General features: G+C 72.8%; 17 protein-coding genes (1 of these 17 only partly in view). 6 read left to right on the forward strand and 11 right to left on the reverse strand.

Features of this window, described 5'->3' with window-relative positions; translation table 11 throughout:
- Nucleotides 1-678: the 5' portion of a tyrosine--tRNA ligase gene (gene tyrS / locus ACSMXO_RS29355; protein ID WP_455414674.1), read on the reverse strand. It extends 624 nt beyond the left edge of the window; 678 of the gene's 1,302 nt are visible here — the first part of the coding sequence; the start codon lies at nt 676-678; its stop codon lies off the left edge, out of view.
- 172 nt (nt 679-850) lie between these two features.
- On the opposite strand from tyrS, the gene ACSMXO_RS29360 reads away from it, so the two are divergent.
- Nucleotides 851-3,037 (forward strand): alpha-galactosidase, encoded by a 2,187-nt coding sequence (locus ACSMXO_RS29360; RefSeq protein ID WP_455414675.1) that lies wholly within the window; start codon nt 851-853, stop codon nt 3,035-3,037.
- Nucleotides 3,038-3,163: 126 nt separating this feature from the next.
- Here the strand turns inward: ACSMXO_RS29360 and ACSMXO_RS29365 are convergent, their stop codons facing one another.
- Nucleotides 3,164-3,841 (reverse strand): response regulator transcription factor, encoded by a 678-nt coding sequence (locus ACSMXO_RS29365; RefSeq protein WP_346263195.1) that lies wholly within the window; start codon nt 3,839-3,841, stop codon nt 3,164-3,166.
- Nucleotides 3,838-5,112 carry a sensor histidine kinase gene (locus tag ACSMXO_RS29370; RefSeq protein ID WP_455414676.1) on the reverse strand — a complete coding sequence of 425 codons (1,275 nt, stop codon included), beginning with the start codon at nt 5,110-5,112 and terminating at the stop codon, nt 3,838-3,840. Before ACSMXO_RS29370 ends, ACSMXO_RS29365 begins: the two co-directional genes overlap by 4 nt.
- 166 nt (nt 5,113-5,278) lie before the next feature.
- Between ACSMXO_RS29370 and ACSMXO_RS29375 the strand changes: the two genes are divergently transcribed.
- The 3 genes from ACSMXO_RS29375 to ACSMXO_RS29385 all read left to right on the forward strand — a co-directional run bounded on the left by ACSMXO_RS29375 (nt 5,279) and on the right by ACSMXO_RS29385 (nt 9,849).
- Nucleotides 5,279-6,040, forward strand: a complete 762-nt coding sequence (locus tag ACSMXO_RS29375) for an ABC transporter ATP-binding protein (protein ID WP_455414677.1) — start codon at nt 5,279-5,281, stop codon at nt 6,038-6,040.
- Complete coding sequence (locus tag ACSMXO_RS29380) at nt 6,034-8,517, forward strand: ABC transporter permease (protein ID WP_455414678.1); 2,484 nt, start codon at nt 6,034-6,036, stop codon at nt 8,515-8,517. The genes ACSMXO_RS29375 and ACSMXO_RS29380 overlap by 7 nt, the downstream gene beginning before the upstream one ends.
- 378 nt (nt 8,518-8,895) lie before the next feature.
- On the forward strand, nt 8,896-9,849 hold the full coding sequence (locus ACSMXO_RS29385; protein WP_455414679.1) for a sulfite exporter TauE/SafE family protein: 954 nt from the start codon (nt 8,896-8,898) through the stop codon (nt 9,847-9,849).
- Nucleotides 9,850-9,943: 94 nt separating this feature from the next.
- Here ACSMXO_RS29385 and ACSMXO_RS29390 read toward each other — a convergent pair whose 3' ends face one another.
- From ACSMXO_RS29390 to ACSMXO_RS29425, 8 genes are all read right to left on the reverse strand, one after another.
- A complete protein-coding gene (locus ACSMXO_RS29390) occupies nt 9,944-10,657 on the reverse strand; it encodes an FKBP-type peptidyl-prolyl cis-trans isomerase (RefSeq protein ID WP_346263200.1) in 714 nt (237 codons plus the stop codon).
- Between the two features lie 116 nt (nt 10,658-10,773).
- Nucleotides 10,774-11,088: a hypothetical protein gene (locus ACSMXO_RS29395; RefSeq protein WP_455414680.1), complete on the reverse strand. Its 315-nt coding sequence runs from the start codon at nt 11,086-11,088 to the stop codon at nt 10,774-10,776.
- A gap of 136 nt (nt 11,089-11,224) precedes the next feature.
- A complete protein-coding gene (locus ACSMXO_RS29400; protein ID WP_455414681.1) occupies nt 11,225-11,998 on the reverse strand; it encodes a hypothetical protein in 774 nt (257 codons plus the stop codon).
- 2 nt (nt 11,999-12,000) lie between these two features.
- A complete protein-coding gene (locus ACSMXO_RS29405) occupies nt 12,001-12,381 on the reverse strand; it encodes a PadR family transcriptional regulator (RefSeq protein ID WP_346263203.1) in 381 nt (126 codons plus the stop codon).
- 240 nt (nt 12,382-12,621) lie between these two features.
- Nucleotides 12,622-14,004, reverse strand: a complete 1,383-nt coding sequence (locus tag ACSMXO_RS29410) for a GH1 family beta-glucosidase (protein ID WP_455414682.1) — start codon at nt 14,002-14,004, stop codon at nt 12,622-12,624.
- 95 nt (nt 14,005-14,099) lie between these two features.
- The gene (locus ACSMXO_RS29415; RefSeq protein ID WP_455414683.1) at nt 14,100-14,939 is read right to left on the reverse strand and encodes a carbohydrate ABC transporter permease; all 840 of its coding nucleotides are present in this window, start codon (nt 14,937-14,939) and stop codon (nt 14,100-14,102) included.
- Nucleotides 14,932-15,921: a carbohydrate ABC transporter permease gene (locus ACSMXO_RS29420; RefSeq protein ID WP_346263206.1), complete on the reverse strand. Its 990-nt coding sequence runs from the start codon at nt 15,919-15,921 to the stop codon at nt 14,932-14,934. The genes ACSMXO_RS29415 and ACSMXO_RS29420 overlap by 8 nt, the downstream gene beginning before the upstream one ends.
- A gap of 70 nt (nt 15,922-15,991) precedes the next feature.
- Nucleotides 15,992-17,254, reverse strand: coding sequence for an ABC transporter substrate-binding protein (locus tag ACSMXO_RS29425; RefSeq protein WP_455414684.1), 1,263 nt, complete (start codon nt 17,252-17,254; stop codon nt 15,992-15,994).
- A gap of 285 nt (nt 17,255-17,539) precedes the next feature.
- Here ACSMXO_RS29425 and ACSMXO_RS29430 point away from each other — a divergent pair, with 285 nt between their 5' ends.
- On the forward strand, nt 17,540-18,742 hold the full coding sequence (locus ACSMXO_RS29430) for an ROK family transcriptional regulator (protein ID WP_346263208.1): 1,203 nt from the start codon (nt 17,540-17,542) through the stop codon (nt 18,740-18,742).
- Between the two features lie 358 nt (nt 18,743-19,100).
- Entirely contained in the window at nt 19,101-21,332 is a 2,232-nt protein-coding gene (locus ACSMXO_RS29435; protein ID WP_455414685.1) for a discoidin domain-containing protein, read from the forward strand.
- The last annotated feature ends 32 nt before the right edge of the window (nt 21,333-21,364 follow it).

Consider the following 21,364-nt stretch of genomic DNA (forward strand, 5'->3'; position numbering starts at 1 on the left):
CACCGGCCCGGCACCACGGCGCCGTACGTAGTCGACGCCGGCGGTGATGTTGCCCCACTGGTCCGAACCGCCGAACTGCAGCGTGCAGCCGTACCGCCGGTGCAGCTCGAAGAAGTCGTTGGCCTGGAGGAGCTGGTAGCTGAACTCGGTGTAGCTGATCCCGCTCTCCAGCCGCGCCTTCACCACCTCGCGGGCCAGCATCCGGTTGACCGGGAAGTGCTTGCCGACGTCGCGGAGGAACTCCGCCACCGACATCTCGCCGGTCCAGTCCAGGTTGTTGACCGGGCGGGCGGCGTTGTCGCCCTGGTACGACACGAAGGGGGAGAGCTGCCGGCGGATCCGATCCACCCAGCTCGCCACCACCTCCGGGCTGTTCAGCGTCCGCTCGCCCCGCTCGTTGGGATCGCCGATCAGCCCGGTCGCCCCGCCGACCAGCAGCAGCGGGCGGTGCCCGGCGAGTTGGAGCCGGCGGGCGGTCACCACCTGCAGCAGGTTGCCGATGTGCAGGCTCGGCGCGGTGGGGTCGAACCCGACATAGAACGTCACCGGACCGGAGCGGAAGTGCTCCGCCAGCTCGGCGGGATCGGTCGAGTCGAAGAGGAGACCCCGCCACCGCAGGTCCTCGAGCGGAGACTCCCCGCCGACGGACGCGGCGGGAGGAAGGCTGCTATCGGTCACGGTGCCGATTGTCCACCATGCCGGCGGTCCGCCCGTACCCGGTTTGACGGCCCGCTGGCGAGCCCCGACGAGCCGGCGCCGGGACGGCGGGGCGTTGACGGGACAGGACGGCCGAAGGCACGCTACCCGGGCCAGGGCGTCACAAATACCGCGACCCGTGGAGGCGTACCCCGTGACCGTGCCGAGTCAGACCCGCCAGCCGGTACCGAGCCCCGCCAGCGGCGGCGGCCTGATCCACCTGCGCCGGGCCGGAGTCAGCCTGCTGGTGGACGGCACCGATCCCGGCGTGCCGGTGGTACTGCACTGGGGCGCCGACCTCGGACCGCTCACCGGGCCGGAACTCGCCGACCTCGGCACCGCGCTGCGCCGGCCGGTCCGGACCGGCACTCCCGAGGGCCGGCCGGTCGGCATCCTGCCCGAGCACACGTACGCCTGGTTCGGCCTGCCCGGGCTCACCGGGCACCGCGCCGGCCGCGACTGGTCGCCGCGGTTCCGCCGCACCGAGCTGCGGGTGCGGGACGACCGGGACGAGTCGGCCGCGACCATCGTGGTGACCGCCACGGACGAGGCCGCCCGGCTCGATCTGGTCGTCGAACTCGAACTGGATCCGGCCGGGCTGCTCCGGCTCCGGGCCGAGCTGGCCAACCCGCCGGACGCCGACCCGTACCAGCTGGAGGGGCTGCTGCTCGGGCTGCCGGTGCCGCCGCAGGCGGACGAGCTGCTCGACCTGACCGGCCGGTGGTGCCGGGAACGCAGCCCCCAGCGGAGCCCGTTCACCGTCGGCTCGCGATCCCGGGAGAGCCGCCGGGGCAAGCCCGGCCTGGACGCCTCGCTGCTGATGGTGGCCGGTACGACCGGCTTCGGCTTCCGGTCCGGTGAGGTCTGGGGGGTGCACCTCGGCTGGAGTGGCAACCACCGGCTGCACGCCGAGCGGACCCCGGACGGCGAGGCGCTGCTCGCCGCCGGCGAGCTGCTGCTGCCCGGCGAGATCGAGCTGGCGCCGGGCGAGCGCTACCGCACGCCCTGGCTCTACGCGTCCTACGGGCAGGGGTTGGACGAGATGTCGGCCCGCTACCACGCCCATCTGCGCCGGTCGGCGCGGGCCGGGAGGCGGGCGCGTCCGGTGGTGGTGAACACCTGGGAGGCGGTCTACTTCGACCACGATCTCGACCGGCTCACCGCGCTGGCCGACGCCGCCGCCGAGGTCGGGGCGGAGCGGTTCGTCCTGGACGACGGCTGGTTCCTGGGCCGGCGCGACGACCGGGCCGGGCTCGGCGACTGGTACGTCGACCCGGCCGTCTGGCCGGACGGGCTGCATCCGCTGGTCGCACACGTACGCGGGCTGGGGCTGGAGTTCGGGCTCTGGGTCGAGCCGGAGATGGTCAACCCCGACTCGGAACTGGCCCGGGCGCATCCGGAGTGGATCCTCGGCACCGGAGGCCGGCTGCCCCGGCAGGCCCGCTGGCAGCAGGTCCTCGACCTGACCCACCCGGAGGCGTACGAGTACGTGCTGGGGCGGCTCGACGCGCTGGTCCGGGAGTACGGGATCGGGTATCTGAAGTGGGACCACAACCGGGACCTGATCGACGCCGGCCACCAGCCGTCGGGGCGGCCCGGGGTGCACGGCCAGACCCTGGCGACCTACCGGCTCCTCGACACGCTCCGGGACCGCCACCCGGGGCTGGAGATCGAATCCTGCTCCTCCGGCGGTGGCCGGGTCGACCTGGGCATCCTGGAACGGACCGACCGGATCTGGGGCAGCGACTGCATCGACGCCCTGGAACGGCAGTCGATCCAGCGCTGGACCCAGCTCCTGCTGCCGCCGGAACTGATCGGCTCGCACGTCGGCGCGGGCCGGGCACACACCACGGGCCGTACCCACGACCTCGGCTTCCGGGCCGGCACCGCCTTCTTCGGCAGCTTCGGTATCGAGTGGGACCTGACCGCGGCCACCCCGGAGCAGCGCCGGGAACTGGCCTGGTGGGTAACGCTCTACAAGCGGCACCGCGCGCTCCTGCACAGCGGGACGGTGGTCCGGGTCGACCATCCGGATCCGGCGCTCTGGGTGCACGGGGTGGTCGCCGCGGACCGGTCCGAGGCGATCATGGCGATCGTCGCCACCGCGACCGGGACGACCACCAACCCCGGACCGGTACGCCTGCCCGGCCTGGACCCGGACCGCCGGTACCTGGTCCGGGCGGTCGCGCCGGAGGACGCCGCGCGCGGCCTGCCGGCGCCGCCGGGCTGGACCACCGGTTCCGGGGTACGACTTTCCGGGCGCGCCCTCGGGCACGCCGGCCTACAGGCCCCGCCGCTGCGCCCGGAGCAGCTCCTGCTGGTCCACCTGGGCGGTGACTGACCCGGCACCGGCCGGCGCCCCGGACCGACGGCTCCCTCGACAGCCGCTCGGCTGACAACCGGCTCCGGGTGACAACCGGCTCCGGTGGCGGGCTGGGGAGGGGGTGGGGAACGGCGAGTCGGCGGGTCAGCGACCCGGTACCGTGACCAGGCCGGTCTGGTAGGCGACGATGACGAGCTGGGCGCGGTCCCGGGCGTGCAGCTTGGCGAGCAGCCGGCCGACGTGCGTCTTCACGGTGGCCGGGCTGAGCCGCAGGTGACCGGCGATCTCGGGATTGGACAGGCCGCGTCCGATCAGGGTCAGCACCTCCCGCTCCCGGTCGGTCACCCCGGTCAGCTCCCGGGCCACCGGTCGGTCCGGTTCGGGCAGCCGGGCGAACTCGGCGATCAGTCGACGGGTCACGCTCGGCGCGAGCAGCCCCTCCCCGGCGGCGACCACCCGGATCGCGGTCAGCAGATCCTCCGGCGGAGCGTCCTTGAGCAGGAAGCCGCTGGCGCCGGCCCGGATCGCCGCGTAGACGTACTCGTCGAGGTCGAAGGTGGTGAGGATGAGCACCCGGACCTGACCGGCGGCGGGTGACTCGGCGATCCGCCGGGTCGCGGCAATCCCGTCCAGCTCCGGCATCCGGACGTCCATCAGCACCACGTCCGGGCGCTCCCGTTCGGCCAGCTCGACGGCGGCGGCGCCGGTGCCGGCCTCGCCGACCACGGTCAGCCCCGGCGTCGTCTCGATCAGCACCCGGAAGCTGCCCCGGAGCAGCGCCTGGTCGTCGGCGATGAGCACCCGGACGGGCTGGTCGGTCACCGGCCCGCTCCGGCCGAGCCGCTCCCCGGGCCCGCCTCGACCGCCGGCGGAGGCGCGGCGGCCAGCGGGGACGGGCGTTCGGCGGGTCGGTACGGCAGCCGGGCCGAGACGCGGAACCCGCCGTCGGCGGCCGGTCCGGCCTCGAATGTGCCGGCGTACAGGTGTACCCGCTCGCGCATGCCGATCAGGCCCTGCCCCTTCGGATCGGCCGGCCGGACCGGTCGACCGGGCTCGTTGGTCACCTCGATCCGCAACTCGGCACCGGCACCGGACACCGCGACCCGGCACCGGACCGGTCCGGCGTGCTTGACCACGTTGGTCAGCGCCTCCTGGACGATCCGGTACACCGAGCGGCCGACATCCTCCGGCGGCTCCGCCCCGGCGGGCAGCTCCAGCGCCAGCTCCGCGGCCACCCCGGCCGCCGCCGCCCGCTCCAGCAGACCCGGCAGGTCCGCCAGGCCCGGCGCGGGACCGAACTCGACCGGCGTACCCGGTGCGCCGGTGCGCAGCACGCCGAGGGTACGGCGCAGTTCCGCCAGCGCGCTCCGGCTGGTCGCCTCGATGTCCCGCAGCGCGTCCCGGACCTCCTGCGGCCGGGACTCCGCCACGTGGTTGGCGATCGCCGCCTTCACCGTGATCACGCTCATGCTGTGCGCCACGATGTCGTGCAGCTCGCGGCTGATCCGCAGCCGCTCGTCGACCGTGGCCTGCCGGGCCAGCTCCGCCGCCGACCGGGACGCGTACGCGCGCCGCTCGCGTACCGCCCGGCCGAGGATCCAGGTCGCGGTCAGGAGTACCAGCAGGAAACCGAGCCCGCTGACCGCCTCGTCCCAGTCCGCGGTCTTCGGGATTATCACCAGCGCGGCGCCGGCCAGCACCAGCAGCAGGGCCGGAACCGAGCGGCGCAACTCGTCGCCGAGCGCCACCTGGTAGAGCGCGAACGCGACCGCGATGAACACCGAGACCGAGGCGTAGACCGGCACCACCTCCACCAGTACGGCGGAGAACGCGGCGACCGTGACCACCGCCAGCACCGGTACGGGCCAGCGCCGGCGTACCGCGATCGGCCCCGAGACGACGACCGTGCAGAGCAGGGAGAGCCAGACCGGTTCCCGGACCAGCGGATCGGGGTACCCGGTCGCGGTGGGTGGGTCGGCGGCGGCATACCCGCAGATCACCGCCAGGCCAAGCGCCGCCAGCACGTCGAGGGCGATCAGGTCGACGCTGCGCAACCGGCGGGTGAGCAGCGGACGCGGGTGCACGGCGGTCATCCGTCGACGGTAGCGGCCGGCCCGCCCTGTCGCGTCCACCCGGAGCGGGTCATCCTGCGGTCTGATCCGACGGGTGTCGGGGCGGTCGGGTAGCCCGCAGAGCCGGGCCGGAAGTGACGGCTGCGCTCCGATGTGCCGGGGCCGCCGATGCCAGATCTTCGACGGCATGACGCAACGAGAGGAAACACCGGACCTGACCGTCGCCGTGCGGCTCCGCGACGTCGTCCGGGCGTACGGCACCGGGGCCCGGCGGGTGGCCGCGCTGGACGGGGTGACGGTCGACTTCGACCGGGGCACCTTCACCGCCGTGATGGGGCCGTCCGGGTCCGGCAAGTCGACCCTGCTGCACTGCGCCGCCGGGCTCGACCGGCCGACCGGCGGCACGGTCATCATCGACGGCACCGACCTCGGCACCCTCGGCGAGACCGCGCTGACCCTGCTGCGCCGGGCCCGAGTCGGGTTCGTCTTCCAGTCGTACAACCTGGTGCTGGCGCTGACCGCGGCGCAGAACGTGGCGCTGCCGCTGCGGCTGGCCGGCCGGCGGCCCGACCCGGCCGAGCTGGACGCGACGCTGGCCGAGGTCGGTCTGGCCGGACGGGGCCGGCACCGCCCGGACGAACTCTCCGGCGGGGAGCAGCAGCGGGTGGCGATCGCCCGCGCCCTGATCAGCCGGCCCGCGGTGCTCTTCGCCGACGAGCCGACCGGCGCGCTGGACACCCGGACCTCCCGGGACATCCTGCGGCTGCTGCGCAACCTCGTCGACCAGCACCGGCAGACGGTGGTGATGGTGACGCACGACCCGGTGGCCGCGGCCCACGCCGACCGGGTCGTGCTGCTGGCCGACGGCCGGGTGGTGGACGAACTCGGCGGCGACCTGGCGGCGGAGACGATCGCGGCCCGGATGACCAGGTTGGAGCCGGCATGCTGAGCTTCGCGGCGCTGCGCGCCCGGTGGACCGGACTACTCGGCCCGTTCGTCGCGCTCTGCCTCGGTGTGGCGCTGATGTCGATGACCGCGCTGATCCTGGTCTCCGCGCAACCCCGGGTGCCGGACCGGTACGCCGGCGCGGAGGTGCTGGTCGCCGCGCCCGCGGTCGAGGCGGCACCGGGCACCTTCCCGGAGCGCCGCCCGTGGTCGCCGCAGCGGGTCGCCGAACTGACCGGGCGGCTCGCCGCGATCAGCGGGGTGGCGGCGGCGGTACCGGACCGGTCGTTCTACGCCCAGGCGGTCGTCGACGGCCGACCGGTCGGCGAGCCCGCGCTGGGGGATCCGCAGGGCCACGGCTGGTCGAGTGCGGCACTGGCGCCGTACCGGCTGGTCGCGGGCGGCCCGCCGGTCGGGCCGGACGAGGTGGTGCTGGACCGGGCGCTCGGGTTGGCCCCGGGGAGCCCGGTCACCCTGCTGACCGCGACCGGGCCGGCCGGGTACACCGTCGCCGGCACCGTGGACGGACCCGGCTTCTACCTCGCCGATCCGGTCGCGGCACCGCTGGCCCGGGGCGTCCGGCTGATCGGCCTGGTCGTCGCGGACGACGCCGACGTCGCGGCGGTACGGGCGGCGGCGGAGTCGGTGGTCGGCCGGGACGGTACGGTGCTGACCGGCACCGACCGGGCGGAGGTCGAGCCGCCCCGGGACGTCCGGACCCGGTGGATCGGCATGCAGGTGCTGACCGCGATGACGGCGCTGGCCGGGTTCGTCTCGATCTTCGTCGTCGCCTCCACCTTCGCGTTCGGGGTCGCCCAGCGGCGCCGGGAGTTCGGGCTGCTGCGTACCGTCGGCGCCACCCCGGGACAGCTCCGCCGGCTGATGTACACCGAGGCGCTGGCGGTCGGTGCCGTCGGGGCGGCCGTGGGAGCGGTACTCGGTATCGCCGGTGCGCCGGCCTTCGGCGCCCTGCTCGTCGACGCCGGTTTCCAGCCCGTCGGGTTCCGGGTGCGGATCGAGCCCTGGCCACCGGCGGCGGCGTACCTGGTGGGTCTGGTCGTCGCCCTGCTCGGGGTCTGGTCGGCGTCCCGCCGGGCCGGCCGGGTACGCCCGCTGGAGGCGCTGCGGGAGGCGGTGGTGGACCAGCGCCCGATGACCAAGTCCCGGTGGATCGGCGGGATCCTCAGCACCGCCTTCGGGCTGCTGTTGACCGTACGACTGGCCGGGGCGGGCCCGGACGACATCGTGAACTACGCGTTGTACGCGGCGATGGCGCTGACCGGCGGGCTGACCCTGCTCGCCCCGGTACTGGTGCCGCCGTTGACGTACGCGCTCACCTGGCCGCTGGAGCGGCTGCCCGGGGCGACCGGGATGCTGGTCCGGCGCAACGCGCTGACCGCGGTGCGGCGTACCGCGTCGACGTCGGCGCCGATGCTGCTGACGGTCGGGTTCGCGGTGCTGATCGCCGGCTCGGTGGCCACCTCGGCCGGCGCGTACGCGAGCCGGGACGCGGCGGCGATCCGGGCCGGTTCGGTGCTCGTCCCGGCCGGTACGCCGGGACTGTCGGACGCGGCGGTGGCCGCCGTCCCCGGCACCGCACTGCTGCCCAGCACCGTCTACGCCGATCCACCCGGCGGCGCGGCGACCGGTGCCGGTATCCCGATCATCGCCGCCGGGGTGGACCCGGCCGGGTTCGCCCGGGTGAACGGGCGACTGAGCGTGCTCTCCGGGGACTTCGCGGCCTTCCGGGGAACGCAGACCGCGGTGGTCACCGCCGAACTCGCCGGTCGACTGGGCTGGTCGGCGGGGGCGCCCGCGCTGCTCGGCTATCCGGACGGCACCGGCGGGCAGGTCCGGGTGGCGGCGGTGGTCGCCGACGGCTCCATCCCGACGCAGTTGCTGCTGGCCCGGGAGGTGATCCGGGCGCACGATCCGTCGGCACTCACCGAGGCGGTCTTCACCCCGGCGACGGTCGGCCAGGACGGCGGCGGAGCCGGCCCCTGGGCGGCGCTCGGGGCCCGGCTGGTCGGCGTCGCCGAGTACGCGGCGGAACGGGACGCCGCCGAGGACCGGCTGGTCTGGCTCGGCACGCTGATCCTGATCGGGGTCTCGGCCGGCTACACCGCGATCGCACTGGCGAACACCCTGCTGATGGCGACCGCGCACCGGGCCCGGGAACTGCTGGTGCTGCTCCGCTCCGGCGCGACCGTCCGCCAGGTGCTGGCCGCGGTCGCCGCCGAGTCGGGGCTGGTGCTGTCGATCGGCACCGCGCTCGGCCTGCTGGTGTCGATGGTCGCGCTGCTGGCGATCCGCTCGGCGCTCAGCGAGCAGGTCGGGGTACCGGTCGAGTTGGTCGTGCCCGGTTCGACGATCGGGCTGTTGGTGGCCGGATGCGTGGTGCTGGCCCTGGCCGCCAGCGTGTTGCCGGCCCGGCTGATCCTGCGGGCCGGGCCGGGCGGCGGCGGGTACCGGGTGGAGTGAGCCTTTTCAACCTGGACAGCGCGGCGCGTGCGCCCCCCGACTTCCACCCTGCGGACACCACGGACCGTACGGGGAGGTTGCGAAGGTTCAGTGACCCGACCCGGCCGGTTCGGCCGACCGCGGGGGCATCGCCCGGGCCGCCGCGGTCGCCGACCGGGTGGTTCTTCGGGTTGCCGGGGTTGACTGCCGGGATCGCCGGGTCGACAATCCCTATGGGTTAGATGGGGAATCGGCGCAGCGGTGCGCGGTTTCACCACCGTCCCGTACCCGCCCCTGGTACGCCCATCGTCCGAACTGACGGCGCTGGCCCCGGCCGGAACGCCGCGACCGCCAGCCCGGACGGGCCTGCCTCGACCAATTCCCGGGAAGGAACGTCCCGTGCGAAAACTTCTGCTTCTCGCCCTGGTGGGGCTCGGCGCGCAGCTCGTCGACGGCAGTCTCGGCATGGCCTACGGCGTGACCTCCACCACCCTGTTGCTGGCGATCGGCACCAACCCGGCGGCGGCGTCCGCCACCGTGCACCTGGCCGAGATCGGCACCACGCTGGCCTCCGGTGCCGCGCACTGGCGGTTCGGCAACGTCGACTGGAAGGTGGTCGCCAAGATCGGCATACCGGGGGCGATCGGCGCGTTCGCCGGCGCCACCTTCCTGGCCAGCCTCTCCACCGAGGTCGCCGCGCCGATCATGGCGCTGCTGCTGCTCACCCTGGGGATCTACATCCTGGTCCGGTTCACCGCCGCCGGCATCCCCCGGGACCGTCTCGGCCTGCCGCTGCGCAAGCGGTTCCTGGCCCCGCTCGGACTGCTCGCCGGGTTCGTCGACTCCACCGGAGGCGGCGGCTGGGGGCCGGTCGGCACCCCGGCGATCCTGGCCAGCGGCCGGATGGCGCCGCGCAAGGTGATCGGCTCGATCGACACCAGCGAGTTCCTGGTCGCGGTGGCCGCGAGCATCGGCTTCCTGATCGGCCTGGGCAGCGAGAACGTCAACTTCGGCTGGGTCGTCGCGCTGCTGCTCGGCGGCGTGATCGCCGCGCCGATCGCCGCCTGGCTGGTCCGGCACATCCCGCCACGGATCCTCGGTTCGGCGGTCGGCGGCGTGATCATCGTGACCAATGCCCGGACCCTGCTGCGCAGCGACTGGATCGACGCGCCGGACGGCGTACGGTACTCCGTCTACGCGGCGATCTACCTGGTCTGGGCGCTCGCGCTGGCGTACTCGATCCGGCAGTACCTGGCGCACCGGGACGAGGAGACCGTCGAGGCGATCGACACCGTGGCGCCGGCCGCCGAGGCCGAACCCAGCGAGAAGACTTCCGCGTCTACTCCGGCCTGAGGCGGAAGCGGTAGCCCGACCGGGCGTACCCGACAAGCGCACGGCGGCCGCGACAATGTCGCGGCCGCCGTCGTCGTCTCCGCGCCCCGACGGGCTACTGCACCGCCAGGATGTCCACGACGAACCGGAGCGGGCCGGCCGGCTCGCCGCCGGTCGGGTTGTCGCCGTAGGCGAGGTCCGCCGGAATGTCGAGCTGTACCCGGCTGCCGGCCTTGACCCCCACCAGACCCTGGTCCCAGCCGGGGATCACGGCGCCGACGCCGATCTGCAGCGGGAACGGCTGGCCCCGGTTCCACGAGGCGTCGAACTCCTGACCGGTCCGGTAGGAGGCGCCGACGTAGTTGACCGTGATCGTCTGGCCGGCCCGCACCGCCGGCCCGGTGCCCTCGACCAGCGGCGTCACCGTGAGCTTGGTCAGCTCACCGCGACCGGCCTCGACGGTCGGCCGCTGTGCCAGCCGGGGATCCAGGTCGGCCGGCGGCCGGGACGGCGCCCCGGGGCTCTCCGGCGCGCCCGTCGGCGCCGGAGGGGCGGTCGGCTCGGCGGCCGGCGGAGTCGTCGCGGCGGCCGCCGGAGCAGCCGAGGAGCTGGGTGCGTCGTCCATCACCTGCGGCAGCACGACGATGGCGGCGACGCCCAGCCCGGCCAGGACGATTCCGACGGTCCCGCCGGCCACCCGCTGCACACGGGCCCGGTTCGCGGCGGCCTGAGCCGCGGCCGCTTCCGCGGCGGCCCGTCGTTCCTGCTTGGTCGGACGCCGCTGGCTCGTCGGCCCCGGCTGCTCGGGACTCTGGACCGGATCACTCATCTGATCTTGCACTCCTCGGGGGAAAGTGGAGTCGGGCGGGACGCCGTCGGCCCGTCGAACGGCTCCGCACACCGTACCCGCGCCGACGCTGCCGACGTCGGCTCGGTCCGGCGGGACTAGCCGGTGCCGGCGGAGATTGAGGACCGGGCGTCCGGAATGACCGTTCTGCCCGACGGGCCTTCGGCGATCGGCGAGTCCGCACCGGCGGCCGGCGAGTCGGCCAGGGTCCGGACCGGCCGCAGGGTCTCCGCCACCCCACCGGTCACGTCGGGAATCGGGTAGTGGACCGCCCGGACGGTACGACCGGCGTCGACGACCAGGGTCAGCCGCTTCAGCCGTACGGTGCCGCCGGCCCGGAAGGTCGCTGGTCGCCTGGGGCGGAGGCCAGCGGCGGAACGCGGTGTCGCCCGCTCAGGTCCGCTCGCCCGCACCGGGCGGCAGAACCGGCCGGACCGGCCGGCGGTCGCCAGCGGGCAGGCCGGCGTCGACCCGGGTGGCTGACCGGGTCACGGCGAGCCGAGACGACACCGGCGTTTGTGATCAGCCCCGGGACGAGAGACCCGGTGATCAGCCCGGGACGGCCCGGGGTGGGCCCGGCTCCGGCGCCGGACCGGCCGGTTTCGGGCCGGTGCGGGGCGGGCCGGGCGGTGGCGCGGCACCGGGTGGGTCGGCGGGTGGCTGCCCGGAGCCGAGAATCGGGCTCAGCGCCCAGCGCCGGGCCAGCACCACCGCCCCGGCCAGGGCGCCGCCCACGATGCCCGCCTCGGCCAGCAGGACCGGCGGGGTCAGGCTGTAGCCGGTCAGCCAGGCGAACCCCATCGTCACCGGAAGGGCCAGGAGGCCGGCCGGCGGCACCAGCAGCGCCATCCGGGTCACCGTGCGATCGATCCCCGCGCTGCCCCGCATGCCCCACCGCACCGCGAGCAGTACGCCGGCGACGAAGACCAGCGCGCTCAGCACGTACCGCAGCAGGAAGTTCGGCAGCGGGTCCATCCCGACCAGCAGGTGTAGCGGCACCAGCCACCACTGCCAGACCAGTACGAAGGTGAGCACCAGCCCGGGTACGCCGCCGGCCAGCCCGGTCAGCAGCAGCCGGCGGAACTCGTACGGTGCCCGGCGTACCCCGGCCGACACCGCGAGGTCCCGGGCGAACCGGCGTACGTCGGCGCCGAGCAACTGCTCCGGGGTCATCCCGTCGGCCGCCGCACCGGCGAGTTCCAGCCGCAGGTCACGGGCCAGGGCGATCCGGTCGGCGGCGACGATGCCCATGGCCCGCCACTCCCGGTCGGCCAGGGCGAGGGCGTGCCCGCTCGGGCTGTCGGCGTCGTCCGTGCTGTTCATGGTCACCTCTCCGTGCTCTCCGTCGAGGGCGCCACGTCGGTGAGCGTGGCGTTGATGGTCTGCACGAATCCGTGCCACCGTCCGGCCCAGGCCGCCAGCGTCCGCCGGCCGGCCTCGGTGAGCGCGTACACCCGGCGGGGCGGTCCGCTCGGGCTCTCCTGCACCTCGTCGGCGACGAGTCCGAGCCGGCGCATCCGGGTGAGCAGGGGATAGACGGTGCCGTATCCGACGGTGTCGAGCCCGGCGTCGTTGAGCCGCCGGACCAGCTCGTAGCCGTGCGCCGGGCTGCCGTGCAGCAGCGCGAGCATGCACATGTCGAGCACCCCGCGCAGCAGTTGGGCCTGCCGGTCGGCGCCGTCGTCGCCCCGCCCAGGAGCTGTCATGTGTCACATGATAGCGACCGGTATTAGGTACCGTCCAGTACTCCACGACGGCGCCGCACGCCACGAGGCACCGGCGCGCGGGGCAGCGGCAAGGGCGTGCGGGACGGAGCTGGCATCAAGGATCGCCAGGGCCGTCGACGGCAGATCGGTCCGGCCACGGCAGGGCGGTGGCCGGACCGACTCGGGAACAGCACGGCGGGCCGACCGAGGAGCCCGCGACTCACCGGGGTGGGCAGCCGGTCAGCCTACCGGGGAGGACGTCTCCGGCTGCGACCGTCCGCCGAGTTGCTGGTGGTCCCGGATGATCTCTGCGTAGCGGAGCCCGCTCGCCTTCATCGTCCGCCGCTGGGTGGCGTAGTCGACGTGCACCAGGCCGAACCGCTTGTCGTAGCCGTACGCCCACTCGAAGTTGTCCAGCAGCGACCAGTAGAAGTAACCCTCCACCGGTACCCCCCGGGCGGCGGCCGCCGCGCAGGCCAGGACGTGCTCCTCCAGGTACGCCGTCCGCTCCTTGTCCTCGATCCCGCCCTCGGCGGTGAAGGAGTCCGGCCAGGCCGAGCCGCTCTCGGTGACCAGGATCCGGGCCGGGGCGTACCGCTCGGTCACCGAGACCAGCAGCTCCTCCAGCCCGGTCGGGTACGCCTCCCAGCCCATCGCGGTCTGCACCGAGCCGGGCACCGGGATCTGCCGCGCGTACGGCACCGGCCCCGCCGGGTCGTCGACGATCACCTGCCGGAAGTAGTAGTTCAGCCCGAGGAAGTCGGTCGGGGCCGCGATGCACTCCAGGTCACCGGGGCGGACCGGCGGCTCGACGCCGTAGACCTCCAGCATGTCGGTCGGGTACCCCCGCCCGTACAGCGGGTCCAGCCACCACCGGTTGACGTGCCCGTCGGCCCGGACCGCCGCCGCCACGTCCTCCGGCCGGTCGCTGCCCGGCTCGCACGGGCTCGGGTTGAGCACGATGCCGACCGAGGCGGGCCGGCTCGCCGCCGCCCGGATCGCCGCCATGCCGAGGCCGTGCGCGAGCAGCGTGTGGTGGGAGGTGGCGACCGCCCGGGTCAGGTCCTGCTCGCCCGGGGCCATCCGGCCCTCCAGGTGCCCGATCCAGGAGACGCAGAGCGGCTCGTTCACGGTCACCCAGTCGGTGACCCGGTCGCCGAGCGCTCCGGCGACCACCGAGGCGTAGTCGGCGAACGCCTCGGCGGTGGCCCGCTCCGGCCAGCCGCCGCGGTCCTGCAACGCCTGCGGCAGGTCCCAGTGGTAGAGCGTGACCAGCGGCCGGATCTCGGCCGCCAGCAGCGCGTCGACCAGCCGGTCGTAGAAGGCCAGCCCGGCCGGGTTGACCCGGCCGGTCCCGTCCGGCATGACCCGGGGCCAGGCCACCGAGAACCGGTACGCGTCGACGCCGAGCCGGCGCATCAGGGCCACGTCCTCCGGCCACCGGTGGTAGTGGTCGCACGCCTCGTCGCCGGTGTCGCCGTTGTCGACGTTCCCGGGTACCCGGCTCCAGGTGTCCCAGATGGACGGGCTGCGGCCGTCCGCGCCGGCAGCCCCCTCGATCTGGTACGCCGCGGTGGCGACGCCCCAGGTGAAGTTCGGTGGCAACTTGGACAGATCCGGCATCGGTCGACTCTCCTTTGGATGGTTCAGAGCCTGCTGACCGCGCTGGTCATGGTCCGGGTCGGACGGTGGCTCGACGGGCAGGACAAGATATGCGGCTACTTGACCGCTCCGGCGGTCAGTCCGGCGACGAAGTAGCGCTGCAGGGCGAGGAAGCCGATCACCACCGGGATGCTCACCACCACCGAGGCGGCCATCGCCTGGTTCCAGTAGACGTTGTACTGGGTCGCGTACCCCTGGAGGCCGACGGCGAGGGTACGGCTGTGCTCGTCGGTCATCACCGAGGCGAAGAGCACCTCCCCCCAGGCGGTCATGAAGGCGTACACGGTGACCGCGACGATGCCCGGCACCGCCGTCGGCAGGATCACCTGGAACAGCGTGCGCAGCGGTCCGGCCCCGTCGACCTGGGCCGCCTCGTCGAGCCCGCGCGGGATCGAGTCGAAGTAGCCGACCAGCATCCAGATGGAGAACGGCAGCGAGAAGGTGAGATAGGTGATGGTCAGCCCGAGCCGGCTGGCGTACAGCTCGATCCCGGTCATGTTGCCCAGGTTGACGTAGATGAGGAAGAGCGGCAGCAGGAAGAGGATGCCGGGGAACATCTGCGTCGAGAGCACGGTGACCGAGAAGAGCTGCCGGCCGCGGAACCGGTAACGGCTGATCGCGAAGGCGGCGAAGATGGCGATCGCCACCGAGACCACCGCAGCCGAACTGGCCACCAGCAGGCTGTTCACCAGGTACCGGCCGAGCGGCACCGTCTGCCACATGTCCACGAACGGCTGGAACGTGACCCGGCTGGGCAGCCAGGTGAAGGCGCCCTGCACGTCGCGCAGCGGCTTGAGCCCGGAGCTGAGCATCACGTACAGCGGGGCGAGGACGAAGAGGGTCAGCAGGCTGAGCACGATGCGGCGGGCCCAGCGTTCGCCGGTTGACTCACGCATGCTCTCTCCTGCGGTTGGTGACGAGCAGGTAGACGGCGGTGACCACGAGCAGGAAGAGCAGCAGCGCCACCGACATCGCCGACCCGAGGCCGAAGTTCCAGGTGACGAAGGAGCTCTGGTAGATGTGGATCGAGATCAGGTCGGCCTGCCTCGGCGCGGAGCCGCCGAAGAGCACGTACGGGGTGTTGAAGTCGTTGAAGGTCCAGAGGAAGAGGACCAGCAGCAGTACCTGGTTGACCGGCCGGAGCATCGGCAGGGTGACGTCGCGCAGCCGCCGCCAGAAGTTCGCCCCGTCGATCGCCGACGCCTCGTAGAGCTCCGGCGGCACGTTCTGCAGCCCGGCCATCAGGCAGAGGAAGGCGAACGGCCAGGACTTCCAGACCGAGACGATCAGCAGGGCGACGAAGCTGTTCTCCCCGATCAGCCAGAACGGCGGGTTGGCTCCGTCGATCAGCCCGAGCTGGTCGAGGGCGTGGTTCACCAGGCCGGTGTCCCGCTGGAACATGAAGGTCCAGGTGATCACGGCGGTGTAGACCGGCAGCGCGTACGGGGTCAGGAAGAGGGTGCGCAGCAGCGCCCGACCCTTGAACGGCCGTTGCAGGAAGACCGCGGCGGCCAGGCCGAGGATCCAGGAGAACCCGACCGAGAGGGTGGTGTAGAGCGCGGTGACCCAGAACGAGTGCAGCAGGTCCTTGCCGGTGGCCGAGCCGAAGTCGAAGGTGACCCGGTAGTTCGCAAGGCCCGCGAAGGGGGCGGTGGACCAGTCCCGGATGTGGAACTGGGTGAGTTCGAGCAGGCTCATCCAGACCCCGACGAGCATCGGGATCACGTGGATGCCGAGTTCGAGCAGCGCGGCCGGGACGAGCAGCAGGTACGGCAGGTACGACCGCCGTACGGCACGGCGCCCGCGCCGGCGCGGCGGGCCGTCCTCGGCTGGTCGCCCGGCGGGCCGTACGGGGCCGGGCGCGGTGGTGGTGGCCATCGGATCCTCTCAGGGTGGACCGTGGAGGGGGCGGCGGTCCCCCTCCACGGTCAACCGTCGGCGTCGCGGCTCAGCTGCCCATCTTCTGTTGCGCTACGCCGAGCTTCTCCTTCACCAGCGCCTCGGTGACGGGCTTGCCGCCCGCGGCGTCGGCGAAGAGCTCCTTCATGGCGGTACCGACCAGGGTCTCGAACTGGCTCTCCTCGGGCACCTGCGGCAGCGGCGCGGCGGTGGAGCCGAGCACCTCGCCCAGCACCTTCTGCTCCGGCGCCTGGAACGCCGGGTCGGCGTTCGCCGTCTTGACCGACGGCAGCGAGCCGTAGGTCTTGTTGAGGATCACCTGCTCCGCGTCGCTGGTCATGAACTTCACGAACTCCAGCGCGCCGTCGAGGTTCTCGGTGTGCTTGAAGACCGCGATGTTGATGCCGGCCACCATGCTGTTGACCTTCTTACCGCCAGGCGGCGGGGTGGCCGGGAAGGGCACCGGGGCGATCCCCCACTCGTCCGGGCTCATCCCCTGGGCCTTGAAGTTCGACCCGGCGGCCTGCCAGAGCAGCATCGCCGCCTTGCGGTTGGCGAAGTCGGCCACGGACTGGTTCTGGGCGTACTCGGCGTTGCTGGGGTTGACGATCTTGTCAACCGCCATCAGGTCGATGTACCGCTTGACGGCCGCGACGTTCTGCGGAGTGTCGAAGGTCGGCTTGCCGGCGGAGTCGAACCACTCGCCGCCCCACTGCTGCCCGAAGGTGAAGGCGTGGTGGGAGTTCTCCGACGGGTTCGCGCCCTCCACGGCCAGGCCCCACTGGCCGGACTTGGTCAGCTTCTTGCCGGTCTCGACCAGCTCCTCCCAGGTGGTGGGCGGGGCGGCGATGCCGGCGTCGGTGAACATCTTCTTGTTGTAGTAGAGCGCGTACGCCAGGCTGTACAGCGGCACGGCGGCCGGCGGCTTGCCGGGAGCACCGGCGGCGGCCAGTGCGGCGGGCACGAACCGGTCCTTGCCGCCCACCTTGCCCAGGGTCGCGTCGTCGAACGGGACCAGCGCGTTGGTGGCCTGCAACGAGGCCGACCAGGTGTTGCCGATGTTCACCACGTCCGGGCCCTTGCCCGAGGTGGCGGCGGCGAGCAGTCGGTTGAGCAGGTCCGACCAGGGTACGACCTCGACGTTGACCTTGATACCGGTCTGCTGCTCGAACTTGTCCAGCTCGGGCTGGAGGGTCTGCTTGTCGAACTCGATGCTGGCGCCCTGGTTGCTGGCCCAGTAGGTGAGCGTCTTCGCCGCGCCCTCCGACGAGCCGCCGGAGTCGCCGCAGGCGGCGAGGGAGGCGGTCGTCAACAGGGCCGCGACAACCGTAGCGAGGTGTCGTCTGGACACGACTTGCCCTTCTGCGTCGGCCGGCGACCTCGCCGGCCCGTCGGCGGTGGCGCCGGAGCGGGGCCGTGGGCGGCCGGGGTGGTGGAGCGGTACGGGCACGATCACCGTCGGCGGAGATGGAGCGAGCCACCGAAGGGGGTTCCATCAAGGCTTAATTTACGCGGTTATTAAAGTGTCTGGTGGCTCGTCCGTCAAGGACGGCCCGTACAGTGACTCCCGGCGAACCCGGGTTTATCGAGGTGGTGGGTGGACCTGGAACGGACGACGAACCGGATCGTGCGACAGCGCAACCGGTCCGCCCTGCTGTCGAAGTTGTTCCTCGAGGGCCCGCTGACCCGGCAGGACCTCGCCCGCTTCACCGGGTTGAGCCAGCCCGCCGTCAGCAACGTGGTCGGCGACCTGATCGCGGCCGGGCTGGTGGTCGAGGCCGGTGCCGTGGAGTCCGACGGCGGGCGCCCCAGCATGATGCTCCGGGTGGCCCCCCGGTACGCCCTGGTCGCCGGGGTCGACGTCGGGGAGACCCGGATCCGGGTCGAACTGTTCGACCTGGCCATGACGATGCTGGCCAGTGCCGACTACCCGCTCGACGCGGCCGGGCCGGAGCCGGCCACCGTGGTCCGGCACATCCTGGCCGGGCTGGACGCCGTCACCGCGCAGGCCGGGGCAACCCGGTCGGAGATCCTCGGCGTCGGCATCGGCGTCTCCGGCGTGGTGGTGCAGGGCGGCGAGGCGATCGTGCACGCCCAGACCCTCGGCTGGCACGGCGTACCGCTGGAGCGGCTGATCCGCGCCGAGGTCGACCTGCCGGTGCACATCGACAACGGGGCGAAGACGCTGGGCCAGGCCGAGATGTGGTTCGGGGCCGGGCGGGGCAGCCGGCACGCCGTCTTCGCGCTGGTCGGCTCCGGGGTCGGGGCGGCCGTGGTGACCAACGGGGTGATGTACCGGGGCGTCTCCAGCAGCGCCGGCGAGTGGGGGCACACCACCCTGGTCTACGACGGCCGCGCCTGCCGGTGCGGCGCCCGGGGCTGCCTGGAGGCGTACGTCGGCGCCGAGGGGATCATCGACCGCTACCGGGAGGCCCGGCGCGGGCACGCCGTACCCGGCGCCGACGAGGAGTCCCAGCTGGGCGCCCTGATCGAGGCGGCGGACCGGTCCGCGACAGCCCGCCGGGTGCTGGCCGAGACGGCCGGCTACCTCGGCGCCGGGGTGGCCAACCTGATCAACCTGTTCAACCCGGAACGGGTGGTGCTGGGCGGCTGGGCCGGAGTGGCGCTCGGCGCCCACCTGCTGCCGGCGATCCGCGAGGCGGCGGCCGGGCAGGCGCTGCACCAGCCGTACGAGCAGGCCACGATCGAGCTGGGGCAGCTCGGGGTCGACGCGGTGGCGCTCGGCGCGGCCACCCTGCCGGTCGCCCGGCTGCTCGCCGCCGGGGGCATCCGGAACTGACGCCACCCGCCCGGAGGGGGACGGCCGTCCCGTCGATCCGGCGACTTCCGCGTGTTCCGGCATTCGGGATAAATTACGTCGTAATAAATTGATGTCTTGACGGCGACGGAACGCGGGCGCAACACTCGTGATCCTGCGAGAGCGCTCTCTACCGTCCACAGCCGACCGGTCGACGCCGCCCGCCGTCGGTCGTTTTCGCAGGTCGGCACCGACCTTCGGGCTACCCCACCCGCACCCCGCGAAGCAGCCCGACCGCAGCACACCCGCGGTCGGCACCACACACCGCCACTGGCCCGTCCGCTCGGCGACCCCGCAGGAGCGCCCGGCGCCAGACACCTCCGCACGGACAGGCAGGGTCATGATTTTTCATCGTTTTCCTCCCCGAGGGCACCCCGGTGGCCGCGCCCGATCGCGCCGGCTCGCCGGCGTACTCGCGGCGACGCTGCTGCTCGCCCTGACCCCGTTCGCCGGGCCGACCCCGGCGGCGAGCGCCGCACCGGCACTGATCTCGCAGGGCAGGCCGGCCACGGCCTCGTCCACCGAGGGCGGCGCCTTCACCGCGTCGGCCGCGGTGGACGGCAACACCGGTACCCGCTGGTCCAGCGCATTCAGCGATCCACAGTGGATTCAGGTCGACCTGGGCGCGAGCGCCACCATCAGCCAGGTCGTGCTGCGCTGGGAGGCGGCGTACGGCCGGGCGTTCCAGATCCAGGTCTCCGACAACGCCAGTAGCTGGACCAACGTCTACACGACCACCACCGGTACCGGCGGCACCCAGACCCTGAACGTCTCCGGCACCGGCCGGTACGTCCGGATGTACGGCACCGCCCGGGCCACCGGGTACGGCTACTCGCTCTGGGAGTTCGAGGTGATCGGCGAGTTCGGCGGCGGTGGCCCCGGCGATCCGGTCGAGCCGACCGACCCGCGCAACCCGAACTTCGGGCCGAACACCTTCGTCTTCGACCCGTCGACACCGACCTCCACCATCCAGGGCCGGCTGAACTCGCTCTTCACCGAGCAGGAGACCGCGCAGTTCGCCCCCCGGCGGTACGCGGTGCTGTTCAAGCCCGGCACCTACACCGCCGACGTCAACCTCGGCTTCTTCACCCAGGTCGCCGGGCTCGGGATGTCACCGGACGACGTCAACCTGAACGGGCACGTCCGGGTGGAGGCGTTCTGGATGGGCGGCAACGCCACCCAGAACTTCTGGCGGGCCGCCGAGAACCTCTCGGTCACCCTGCCGGCGGGCACCATCGTGGAACGCTGGGCGGTCTCCCAGGCAGCGCCGTACCGGCGGATGCACCTGCGCGGTGCCGGCAACCAGATCCAGTTGTGGAACGGCGGCGACGGCTGGTCCAGCGGCGGTCTGATGGCCGACACCAAGATCGACGGCATGGTCGTCTCCGGCTCGCAGCAGCAGTGGTACTCCCGGAACAGCGAGTTCGGCAGCTGGAACGGCTCGGTCTGGAACATGGTCTTCACCGGGGTCACCGGGGCGCCGGCACCGCACTTCCCGAACCCGTCGCACACGGTGGTCGCGCAGACTCCGGTGGTCCGGGAGAAGCCGTTCCTCTACATCGACGGCTCCGGGGAATACCGGGTCTTCGTACCGGCGCTGCGCAGCAACAGCCAGGGCACGAGCTGGTACAACAAGACCCCGGCCGGCTCGTCGATCTCGCTGAGCCAGTTCTTCGTCGTCCGGCCCGGCACCAGCGCGGCGACCATCAACGCGGCACTGGCCCAGGGCAAGAACCTGCTCTTCACCCCGGGCCTCTACCGCACCACCGAGACGATCCGGGTGACCCGGCCGGACACCGTGGTACTCGGTCTCGGCCTGGCCACCATCGAGCCGCAGAACGGCATCACCGCGATGACCGTGGCCGACGTGGACGGCGTCAAGGTCGCCGGCCTGATGTTCGAGGCCGGTGCCACCAACTCGTCGGTGCTGATGGAGGTCGGCCCGGCCGGCTCCTCGGCCAGCCACGCGGTCAACCCGACCTCACTGCACGACGTCTTCTTCCGGATCGGCGGCGCGGTGCCCGGCAAGGCCACCACCAGCCTGCGGATCAACAGCCACAACGTGATCGGCGACCACATGTGGCTGTGGCGGGCGGACCACGGTGACCCCGGCACCTACGGCTGGAACGTCAACACCGCCGACACCGGGTTGGTGGTGAACGGCAACAACGTCACCATGTACGGCCTCTTCGTCGAGCACTACCAGAAGTACGAGGTGATCTGGAACGGCAACGGCGGGCGGACGTACTTCTTCCAGAACGAGAAGCCGTACGATCCGCCGAACCAGGCGGCCTTCATGAACGGGTCGACCCGGGGCTACGCCGCCTACAAGGTGGCCGACTCGGTGACCAGTCACGAGGCATGGGGCCTGGGCAGCTACTGCTACTTCAACGTCAACCCGGCGGTGGTCAACGAACGCTCCTTCGAGGTGCCGGTCACCTCGGGCGTCCGGTTCCACAACATGGTGACGGTCTCGCTCGGCGGGGTCGGCACGATCAACCGGATCATCAACAACTCCGGCGGCACCGCCAACACCGCCAACCAGGTGCAGTACCTGAACAACTTCCCGTAGGCCGGCGCATTTCCCACCCCGACGGCTGGCTT

It is taken from the genome of Plantactinospora sp. DSM 117369 (genome assembly GCF_053764795.1).